This window comes from Chromohalobacter sp. (genome assembly GCF_039830575.1).
Lineage (GTDB): Bacteria > Pseudomonadota > Gammaproteobacteria > Pseudomonadales > Halomonadaceae > Chromohalobacter > Chromohalobacter israelensis.
Window position 1 is genome coordinate 261,476 of sequence record NZ_JBDOOX010000007.1, and the last position, 8,694, is coordinate 270,169.

Sequence of the window (8,694 nt, forward strand, 5' to 3'; positions counted from 1 at the left end):
ATGATTTCAAAGGTGGGGCAGTCTGCCGAGTCGCTGCCTTGCGATAAAGTGGTGTAATTGCAAAACATTCTTGCAGGAAGTGCAAAAAAGGCGGTGCTGTCGGGTATGGCGCCGTGAGCATCGCGTCTGGTCAGAGCATCGACTGATCAGCCTAGAGCGTCAGCCGACCGGCGAGGAAATCGAGAAAGGCCGCGATACGTCCTTCGAGGGCAGTATTGCGGTAATAGACGGCTTGAATCGGCTCGTAGCGCTCGAGTATCGCATCCTCGAGCACGAACGACAGGCGTCCGGCCTGACAGGCGTCGCGGGTCAGGAAGTCCGCCAGGCAGGCAATGCCCAGCCCGGCCTCGGCCATGCGCAGCAAGGCTTCGCCGCTACTCGACGCGAGCGTGGGCGTGACGCTGCATCCGCCGCGCAGGGGCCAGCGATTGAGTTGCGGCAGGTGCGTGAAGCCGAGCAGTACATGGGCCGATAGCGCTTCGGCAGTCGCCGGCGTGCCGTGGCGGGCGAGGTAGTCGGGGCTGGCCACCAGTCGGCGTCGGCTGTGTCCCAGCGGACGGGCATGCAGCGACGAATCCTCCAGGCGACCGATCCGAATGGCGATGTCGGTACGCTGTTCGATCAGATCGATGTTGGTTTCATGGGTCGTCAGTTCCAGGCGTACCTTGGGGTAGGCGGCATGGAACGCGGCCAGATGCGGCACGATCTGATGCAGCAGAAACGGCGTGGCGGCGTCCACGCGCAGGCGACCGGCCGGCTCACGCCGGCGTACCGTGAGGGCTTCCTCGGCGGCTTCCAGTGTGTCGAGTGCCTGGCGCGCCTGGGCGATGAACGACGCCCCTTCCTCGGTGACGTCCAGTCGTCGCGTGGTGCGCTGCACGAGCGTGGTGTCGAGCTGCCGCTCCAGGCGCGACACGGCACGGGAGAGCCGTGCCGTGCTGGTACCCAGGCGCTCGGCGGCGGCGGTGAAGCCGCCGGCATCGACCACGGCCAGCAACAGTGCCAGATCGTCCCAGCGACTTTTCATGTCACCTCGCGATACACGGGGGAGACGAGAACGCTCATCCGATGGCGCCGCGCGTTATAGCCTGGGCGCGTCGAAATCGACCGGCTCATCGGTGTACACGCAGACGTTGGCGTCCTCGACATCGCCATCCTCGGCTTCGACCTGCTCGGCGAAGAACGCCTGGATCTCGCGGCGTTGGCAATGCGCTTCGAAGGAGGCACGGTCGGCCCAGATCTCGTGGAAGACGATGGGGTAGCTGCTGCCATCGGCGAACGGGTTGTCGATTTTCCGGGTCACGGTGTACTGGATGCAGGCATCCTCGCGGTGGGCATTGGGTTCGAGGGCCTGCAGTGCCTTGAAGACAGCCTCTTCCTTGCCGGGCTTGGGCTTGAACTGGGCGATGCAGTAGACCTTGCTGGACATGGCGAACCTCGTCTCGTGGCTATGAAGGAAAGCGCAGACGATACCACTTCGCGGTGCGTGGCCGGTAGCGGCGACACCGGGAACGATTCGCCCAAAGGCGTATTGAGCGTCGTGGCACGATCGCTTATCAAGATCCCATGGCGGTGCTATCGCGCCGCACGAGGTGTTGCCACTTTTCCGCACGCGAGGTCATCGTCATGCGCGTCATGAAACCCGATACACTGCGTCACGCGCTCATCGTTGCCCTGATGGGGTCCATCACCCTGGTGGGCTCGGCGTTGAGCTATCAACTGCTGATGTGACGATGGGCGGCGCCGGGCTGGCGTCGGTCGAGACGAGCGGTTAGGGTCTTGGCATCGTTCCCGGAGCCCGTGTCATGTCCTTGTCCCTTCAGGTAGCGCGTCATCGCTGGGCGGTGGCGTTGCTGCTGCTCTTGTCGGCCCTGTCGTGGCTGAGCGTCACCCATGAGGTCGCGCTCGCCACGCTGGATGCGTCGCTGGCCACGGCATTCAAGAGTTTCGCGCTGGCCAAGGCGCTCAATGCGGCGATCTCGGTGATGCAGAGCGCCACGGCCGATGCCATGGTCGTGCAGGTGCAGTTCGGCCAGGCCCTGGACCCGGCCAACGATCTCGTCGAGCGTTTTTCGTGGATCATGTTCGCGTCCACGGCCTCGCTGGCCATGCAAAAGGTCTTGATCCAGGTGGCCGGCCACGCACTGATCAAGGCATTGTTCTCGCTGAGTTGCCTCGCCTTGGCGTTGACCTTGCTGTGGCCGGCGTCGCGCTGGCGGGAGTGGGCGCGACGTGCGTTCTGGCTGATGGCGTTTCTGCGCTTCGCGGTCCTCGCCGCGGCCCTGGCGAGCGCCTGGACGGGGGATGCACTGATCGGCGAGCAGCGCGACGGACTCTACGCGTCCCTGGATCGTGATCGCGCGGTGTTCCAGGAAGTCGCCGAGACGCAGGCCGGCGCGCGCGACGATGAGGGGCTCTGGCAACGCTTCAAGGACAAGTGGGACAGCGCAGTGGGGCATCCGGTGCGCGACCTGCTGGCACGCCTCGATAGCATGACCGAAAACGTGGTGACGTTATCGGCGGTGTTCATCGTGCAAACGGTAGTGTTTCCCCTCGGTTTTCTCTATTTGAGCTGGCGGCTGCTCGGCATGTTGACGACGCCGGTGGCGGGGCGCCGGCCCATCCCGCGTGATGCCTGAAGGACCGGGTGCCCCATGCGGGCTCGTGCCGCATGGGGCGCATCGGCGCGCAGCTAGAAGGACGACCCCGGCTGACGCAGGAACGCCTGCTCTTCTTCCGTCGACTCCCGGCCCAGAATCGCGTTGCGGTGCGGATAACGGCCGAATCGCTCGATGATCGCCCAGTGGCGCTGCTCGAAGTGCAGGTTGCGCTCTAGCCCCGGCTGATCGAAAAGCCGCAGGGCTTCCTGGTGAATCAGGGGCGACTCGCTGTGCATGTACGGCATGTAGACGAACGCTCGCTGTTCCGGCGGCAGTTCCTGGTCACCCCCTCGAGCGACCAGATGCTGGGCGAGGCTCAGCGCCAGCGGGTCCTGAGCGAAGGCCGAAGCCTGGTCCCGGTAGATATTGCGCGAGAACTGATCCAGCAGCAGGATTTCCGCCAGGGCGCCGCGACTGCTTTGCCGCCAGGCGTAAAGCTCGCAGCGACACGCCGCATCGTGGAGCGCTCCGAAACGCTCGGTGAGCGCCTGATCGAATGAGGTGCTCTTGCTGAACCACTGCTTGGGCCCCGCCTCTTCGAACCAGAAATCCAGTACCTGCCGGGCGTCTTCGTGCTGTTGCGTCATGGCTTACCTCCGATGATCCTGATGATGATCTCCTTGCCCGGGGACGCCGGCGAGCGCCCCGCTGTCTGCATGACCGTGACGCTCGAGCGCCAGCAACCAGGCCTTGCGCTCGAGCCCACCGGCGTAACCGGTGAGTTGGCCATTGCGGCCGATGACCCGGTGGCAGGGCACGACGATGGCGATCGGGTTGCGGCCATTGGCGGCGCCGACCGCCCGCATGGCCTTGAGATTGCCGATGTGCCGGGCGATGTCCGCGTAACTGCGTGTCTGCCCATGGGGAATCTCTTCCAGGGCTGCCCAGACCCGTCGTTGAAACGGGGTACCGACAGGGTCGAGCGGGAGGTCGAACTCGCGACGCTCGCCCTGGAGGTAGTCGCTCAGTTGCGCGCGGCAGGCATCGGTGAGCGCTGAAGGGTGCGGTGTCTCGTCGGGCGCCTCCACGAACGCGATTTCGCGAATGCCACGTGCACTGGCGCGGATGCGTATCGTGCCCAGCGGCGAGGCCGGTACGGGCGTGACGACGTAGTCGATGGCGGACTCGAGGGACGACATGTCAAAGGCTCCAGAGTTGCAGGGTGAGGTAACTGCGCCATGGCGTGGCATGGGCCGGCTCGACCGTACCCAGCGCCGACAGCGCTCGCTTGACGCCCAGGTCGCCGCCCAGCCAGATATCGGGATGGCTGGTGCCACGCAGGGCGGCGTAACCGGCACTCCAGGGGCCGATTCCCTTCAGCGCGGTCCACTGGCGCGGGTCATCGTCGAGGCGCCGATCGCACGCGGCCTGCGCCAGGCCACGCAGACAGTCGCGGCGCGCCTGGGGCATGCGCAGAAACGCCAGGTCGCTGGCGGCGATTCGTGCGGCCGTGGGGAACTGGCGGCCGTCATCGCCGGTGGGTTCGCCGAGCGCCTCGACCAGCCGTGTGACATGCCCACGTGCTGCCGATATCGAGACTTGCTGCCCGAGGACCGCGCGCACCCCGGCCTCGAAGGGCGTCCACATGCCGGGCAGGCGCAAGCCCTCGACAAGCGGGAACGTGGCCGGAAGCGCCCGACGAAGCTGCGCCTCGATGAGTGCCGTATCGGCGTCCAGATCGAGCACGCGGCGGATGTGACGTACTACCGGCAAGAGCGCACCGAGATCGTCGAGCGACAGCGTAACGCGAAAGCCATGTCGCTCGGGTACGTGCACGGCCGTGAAATGGCCGCTTGCCGAGCCCCACTGGATATGGCGCCCGTAGCGGTGCTCGTCGCCCCATTCCAGCCTGTCGATACGCCGGGCGGCAAGAAAGTCTCGCAGCCATTCCCAGGCGTACGGCGGGCGATAGGCCAGCATCAGCGTGACGTCCTGGCTCGGTGCTCGCGGCGTGCGGCGCAACGTGCGCGGTGCCTGGCCCACATGGCGGCGGAAGGCGTCGTTGAAGCGTCGCAGGCTGGTGAAGCCGCTGGCATGGGCGATATCGGCAATCGGCAGCGTGCTCTGATGCAACAGCTGCTTGGCGAACAGACACTGGCGGTGCAGAGCGTAGGCCTTGGGCGAGATACCGAGATGCTGCTGAAAAAGCAGGCGCAGGTAGCGCTCGCCGATGCCGAGCCGGTCGCATAGCGCGCCCAGGGAGGCCTGGTTCAAGGCGCCTTCGTTGATCAGCCGCACGGCGCGGTGCAGCGTGGTGTGGTTGCCATGCCAGGCGGGCGACTCCGGAGCGCTGTCCGGGCGGCAGCGCAGGCAAGGGCGGAACCCCGCCTGGGCGGCGGCCACGGCGCTGGGGAAATAGCGCACATTGTCGTCCCGCGGCGGCCGCGAGGGACAGATCGGCCGGCAGTAGATCCCGGTGGTGACCACGCCGACGAAGAAGCGACCGTCGAAGCGTGCGTCGCGCGACAGGCGGGCCACTCGGCAGCGTTCGGGGTCTAGCATGACAGGGCTCCTCGAAAGGTGACGCCATCAGTGTAACCCGTCGCCGGCGCGTGACTCGCCGGATTCGGCAGTGACATGCATGGCACCGATATCCCGCGATGGATCTTTAGCTTGCTATAATGCTCAGCTTTTGCGGAGCATTGGCCTTGGCCCCTTCTTCATCGTCTTCTTCCTTGTCTTCCCGGCTGCGCCGCCTTGGCATGTGGCTGGCACTGCTGCTGGCGTGCGTCGCGGCCAGCGGTCTGCTCACCTATTGGCACATGCCTGCCGGGGGCTTCATCGGGCCGATGCTGGTGGGGATCGCCTTCGGGGTCGGAGGCAGCGGATTGCGTCTGCCAAGGCGCTGTTTCAAGCTCGGTCAGGGAACGGTCGGCGTGTTGATCGCCCATACCATGACGATGAGCGTGCTGATGACCATCCTCGACGGCTGGCTGGTGATGCTGCTCGCGACCGCCATCACGTTGCTGCTGAGCCTGCTGGTGGGGATCGGCCTGGTACGCTATGGCGGCTTGCCAGGAAGCACGGCGGCCTGGGGGACCACGCCGGGTGCGGCGGCGGCGATGGTGGCCATGGCCGAAGAGCGCGAGGATACCGATCCACGCATCGTGGCCGCCATGCAGTACGTGCGGGTGGTGTGCGTGGTACTGGTGGGCGCTCTGGTGAGCCACTGGCTGGGGGCCGGCGATCCTGCGGCACGCAGCGATGGCAGCGGCTGGCCGGGCGATCTCGCCGGGCTGTTCGATCTGGCCATCACGCTGGCCGTCGTGGTCGGTGGTGTCTGGCTGTGCGATCGGCGCTTTCCCGCCGGGGCCTTGCTGGGGCCGATGGTCATCGGCAGCGTGCTGCATCTCGGCGGCTGGGGCTCGCTGACCATTCCCACGCCGCTGCTGTTGCTGGCCTATGGGTGTATCGGCGTCTATGTGGGGCTGCGTTTCGACCGCGCCGCCTTGACGACCGTCGCACGCTCGCTGGGCAAGATGGTCATCGCCTCGATGCTGCTGATCGGTTTGTGCGCATTGTCGGCGCTGCTGATGGTGGGACTCATGGATACTCAGTTCATCACCGCGTATCTGGCGACGAGCCCCGGCGGGCTCGACTCGATGACCATCATCGCCATCGATACGCACGCCGACGTGGGGCTGGTGGTGGCGCTGCAGACATTGCGGCTTTTCACGGTGGTGCTGGTGGGGCCGGCCATGGCGCGCTTCATCGCGCGCTTCGCGCGTCCCATGAAGTCATCGGCATCGCCATGAACGCATCGGGCGGCCCGCAGGCCGCCCGATGACACACAAGATTCCGGTAACGCTTACTTGCCGTTTTCCGCGAAATACTTGTTGTAGAGCTCCTGATAGGTACCGTTTTCTTTCAGGGTGGCCAGGGCCTCGTTGAACTTGTCCGCGAGTTCCTGATCGCGCTTGCGGAAGGCAATCCCGAAGCCGTCACCGAAGTACTTCTTGGGCTCGGTGATCATTTCACCGACGACCTTGTAGCTCCCTTCATCGCTGTCCAGCAGCGTGGACTTGCCCACCGGGAAGTCGAGGAAGGCGATGTCGACACGACCGGCATCCATGTCGAGCACGAGATCGTCCGCCGTGGTGTAGCGGCTGATATCGGCCACGTCGCCGAACATGTCGGTGGCGTAGTTGTCCTGCAGTGTGCCGCGCTGAACCCCGATGGTCTTGCCTTCGAGCGTCTGCTTGGCGGGGAAGTCGATCTCGCTGTCGCTGGGCGTGAACCAGGCGGAGGGCGGCGTGAAGTATGGATCGGAGAAGAGAACGGTCTGCTTACGCTCCTCGTTGATGGTCATCGACGACATGATCGCGTCGTACTTGCGTGCCATCAGGCCGGGAATGATGCCATCCCACGCCTGCACGACCCATTCGCACTGTGCCCCGATCTCGGCACAAAGCGCATTGCCCAGCTCGATGTCGAAACCCGTGAGTTCGCCATCGGCAGTACGGTACTCCATGGGCTCGTACGGCACGTCGACACCGATGCGCAAGGTGTCCTGGGCGAAGGCACTACCGGCCAGCAGCGCGCTGCCGAGAAGGGTCATGGTCAGCAATTTTTTCATGGAAAGCTCTCTACGGGGTTTGCAGTGTGTTGTTATGGGACCGCCTCGTGAGCGGACCTGACTTTCGCGTCTTGCAGCATAGCGAAGCGCTGCCGCCATGCCTAGCGTCGCGTGGCTTGCTGAGGAGGAGTGGGTGCCGCTCAGGGTTGTGCTTACGAAACCATTCAGACTTGGATGCTATGCTGACGGGCTCAGTTTCAGCTGTGGACCGCTTGGAAGGGATCGCAGCATTGTAGATTTCCACGACTCTCGCTAACTCCTGCTCCTCGGCATTTCGAATCGTCATAATGAAAGTTTTCGAATTTTATCAGGGGAGGGCCATCGTTCGCCTCACGCGGTTGGTTATGTGTTTCTTGTCCATGCGAACTCCATCTGATGCGCCGTTTTCGCCGCCAAATCCTCGCTGTGCAAACGACTGACCAAATGGAGACTCATATCTATTCCAGCAGATATGCCGCCTGAACTAACGATGTTGCCCTCATCGACCCACCGAACACCGTCTATCACGGTGAGATGGCTGAACATTTTCCGGAGATCCGGAATGTCCTCCCAGTGGGTGGTGACTTTACAGCTTAATGACTGAACAGCTTGCGCAAGGAGGAAGATACCAGTGCAAACAGTCGCAATGAGTTTTACGGAATGAGATTGGCTCTTGATCCAATCGGTAACCACTTTGTTCTTCATTTCAGAGGCATGCACTCCACCTGAAATAATCAGCACGTCAAGCGGCGGGTGATCTTCAATAGAGTAATCGGGAAGAACTTTGTAACCGGCTCTAGCCGTCACCACGGTATTGTGTTAAGAAATTAGAAACACCTTGAAGGGGTCGGTTTCGTCACACAAGCGCGAAGCGGTGGAGAACACCTCAAACGGCCCTGAAAAATCGAGCACCTCAGCCTCATGGTAAATAAAAATGCCAATGTTCAATCCGTTTCCCTAAAATACATAACGTTCGGCATGAGCGGTGGCTGCCGGCGGGCGAAGCCTGCCGGTAAGCGTCCGTTCGATGGCGGGGTTAAGCGTGGCTCGGGGCGCCAGGGGGTGGTAGCTGCGCCTCGATAGCCGCTTTGTCGATGACAGACCACACCTGCACGATCTTTTCGTCGCGGAACTCATAGAAGACGTTCTCGACAAAGGACACCCTTCTTCCGTAAACACCCAGGCCAAGAAATTTTCCCTTTGGTGTGCAGTTGAAGCAGAGTCGGCTGGCTATGTAGGGGGGATCGGAAACCAGCAATTCAACATTGAAAGATAGATCAGGGATCTCGGCGAAGTCTCTCTCCAGCATGCGCCGGTAGCCTGATACCCCGAGTTGCTCGCCGTTATGCTTAACTGTAGGGTCCCGGATGATAGGATCGCCTATAGAAGTTATCCTCTGCTAGCAGCGAGAGAGCTTCTTCAGCAATTCATCCGGGAGCAAGTTCATGGACATCAAGCTGCATAAACAAGCGACCACGA

General features: G+C 63.2%; 10 protein-coding genes. 2 read left to right on the forward strand and 8 right to left on the reverse strand.

Annotated features, from left to right (window positions below):
• Positions 1-151: 151 nt before the first annotated feature.
• Together ABGX75_RS06410 and ABGX75_RS06415 are read right to left on the reverse strand one after the other, a co-directional pair.
• Positions 152-1,027 carry a LysR family transcriptional regulator gene (locus ABGX75_RS06410; RefSeq protein ID WP_347411293.1) on the reverse strand — a complete coding sequence of 292 codons (876 nt, stop codon included), beginning with the start codon at positions 1,025-1,027 and terminating at the stop codon, positions 152-154.
• Between the two features lie 54 nt (positions 1,028-1,081).
• The gene (locus tag ABGX75_RS06415; RefSeq protein WP_011508091.1) at positions 1,082-1,429 is read right to left on the reverse strand and encodes a putative quinol monooxygenase; all 348 of its coding nucleotides are present in this window, start codon (positions 1,427-1,429) and stop codon (positions 1,082-1,084) included.
• Between the two features lie 376 nt (positions 1,430-1,805).
• Between ABGX75_RS06415 and ABGX75_RS06420 the strand changes: the two genes are divergently transcribed.
• Positions 1,806-2,639: a hypothetical protein gene (locus ABGX75_RS06420; protein ID WP_110061095.1), complete on the forward strand. Its 834-nt coding sequence runs from the start codon at positions 1,806-1,808 to the stop codon at positions 2,637-2,639.
• 53 nt (positions 2,640-2,692) lie between these two features.
• Here ABGX75_RS06420 and ABGX75_RS06425 read toward each other — a convergent pair whose 3' ends face one another.
• Genes ABGX75_RS06425 through ABGX75_RS06435 form a run of 3 tightly spaced genes read right to left on the reverse strand, consistent with a single transcriptional unit; the run spans position 2,693 to position 5,162 of the window.
• Positions 2,693-3,247 (reverse strand): DUF924 family protein, encoded by a 555-nt coding sequence (locus ABGX75_RS06425; RefSeq protein ID WP_347411294.1) that lies wholly within the window; start codon positions 3,245-3,247, stop codon positions 2,693-2,695.
• Positions 3,248-3,250: 3 nt separating this feature from the next.
• Entirely contained in the window at positions 3,251-3,799 is a 549-nt protein-coding gene (locus ABGX75_RS06430) for a methylated-DNA--[protein]-cysteine S-methyltransferase (RefSeq protein ID WP_347411295.1), read from the reverse strand.
• 1 nt (position 3,800) lies between these two features.
• Complete coding sequence (locus ABGX75_RS06435; protein WP_347411296.1) at positions 3,801-5,162, reverse strand: AlkA N-terminal domain-containing protein; 1,362 nt, start codon at positions 5,160-5,162, stop codon at positions 3,801-3,803.
• A gap of 146 nt (positions 5,163-5,308) precedes the next feature.
• Here ABGX75_RS06435 and ABGX75_RS06440 point away from each other — a divergent pair, with 146 nt between their 5' ends.
• Positions 5,309-6,415 carry an AbrB family transcriptional regulator gene (locus tag ABGX75_RS06440; protein ID WP_347411297.1) on the forward strand — a complete coding sequence of 369 codons (1,107 nt, stop codon included), beginning with the start codon at positions 5,309-5,311 and terminating at the stop codon, positions 6,413-6,415.
• A 53-nt stretch (positions 6,416-6,468) separates the two neighbouring features.
• On the opposite strand, the gene ABGX75_RS06445 is transcribed toward ABGX75_RS06440, so the two are convergent.
• The 3 genes from ABGX75_RS06445 to ABGX75_RS06455 form a co-directional block, all read right to left on the reverse strand.
• Entirely contained in the window at positions 6,469-7,236 is a 768-nt protein-coding gene (locus tag ABGX75_RS06445) for an ABC transporter substrate-binding protein (RefSeq protein WP_011508085.1), read from the reverse strand.
• Positions 7,237-7,578: 342 nt separating this feature from the next.
• Positions 7,579-8,022 (reverse strand): DJ-1/PfpI family protein, encoded by a 444-nt coding sequence (locus ABGX75_RS06450; protein WP_347411446.1) that lies wholly within the window; start codon positions 8,020-8,022, stop codon positions 7,579-7,581.
• Between the two features lie 229 nt (positions 8,023-8,251).
• Complete coding sequence (locus tag ABGX75_RS06455) at positions 8,252-8,608, reverse strand: ester cyclase (protein ID WP_347411301.1); 357 nt, start codon at positions 8,606-8,608, stop codon at positions 8,252-8,254.
• Between the last annotated feature and the right edge of the window lie 86 nt (positions 8,609-8,694).